This window comes from Acidovorax sp. (genome assembly GCF_046314175.1).
Classification (GTDB): domain Bacteria; phylum Pseudomonadota; class Gammaproteobacteria; order Burkholderiales; family Burkholderiaceae_C; genus Acidovorax.
This window is the reverse complement of the sequence record NZ_JBKBXG010000059.1, coordinates 32679-33334: the sequence shown is the minus strand read 5'-3', so window position 1 is coordinate 33334 and position 656 is coordinate 32679. Positions and strand designations below refer to the sequence as shown.

General features: G+C 52.0%; 5 tRNA genes. All 5 read left to right on the top strand.

What is annotated here, in order from left to right:
• Nucleotides 1-88 precede the first annotated feature (88 nt).
• The 5 genes from ACK4OE_RS16970 to ACK4OE_RS16950 all read left to right on the top strand — a co-directional run bounded on the left by ACK4OE_RS16970 (nucleotide 89) and on the right by ACK4OE_RS16950 (nucleotide 645).
• A tRNA-Ala gene (locus ACK4OE_RS16970) sits at nucleotides 89-164 on the top strand.
• Between the two features lie 30 nt (nucleotides 165-194).
• A tRNA-Glu gene (locus ACK4OE_RS16965) sits at nucleotides 195-270 on the top strand.
• A gap of 52 nt (nucleotides 271-322) precedes the next feature.
• Nucleotides 323-399, top strand: a tRNA-Asp gene (locus ACK4OE_RS16960).
• Nucleotides 400-463: 64 nt separating this feature from the next.
• A tRNA-Ala gene (locus ACK4OE_RS16955) sits at nucleotides 464-539 on the top strand.
• A 30-nt stretch (nucleotides 540-569) separates the two neighbouring features.
• Nucleotides 570-645 (top strand) — tRNA-Glu (locus ACK4OE_RS16950).
• The last annotated feature ends 11 nt before the right edge of the window (nucleotides 646-656 follow it).

The window sequence follows — 656 nt, the reverse complement described above, 5'->3', positions numbered from 1 at the left end:
TAGCGCGTTTGCGAAACCGCTAAAAATCTGTCTATAATTCAAGGCTCAGATGATGACAACAAACACGGTGTGTTTCGAGTCATTAAGTGGGGGTATAGCTCAGCTGGGAGAGCGCTTGCATGGCATGCAAGAGGTCATCGGTTCGATCCCGTTTACCTCCACCAAAGTTTGTTAACGGTTAGTTCCAAGGTTTTGACCCTATCGTCTAGAGGCCTAGGACATCACCCTTTCACGGTGAGTACCGGGGTTCGAATCCCCGTAGGGTCGCCAAGTTGTAGCGCTTGGCTTGTGTTGAAAAGATGCAAGCAAAAGCTGCCTGCCAGGAGTGGTAGTTCAGTTGGTTAGAATACCGGCCTGTCACGCCGGGGGTCGCGGGTTCGAGTCCCGTCCACTCCGCCAGTCAAAACCCTTGCAGGTCTTTGATATGCAAGGGTTTTTCTTTGGTGTAAGCCAGAGAAATTTTGGGGGTATAGCTCAGCTGGGAGAGCGCTTGCATGGCATGCAAGAGGTCATCGGTTCGATCCCGTTTACCTCCACCAAAGTTTGTTAACGGTTAGTTCCAAGGTTTTGACCCCATCGTCTAGAGGCCTAGGACATCACCCTTTCACGGTGAGTACCGGGGTTCGAATCCCCGTGGGGTCGCCAAGTTGTAGCGC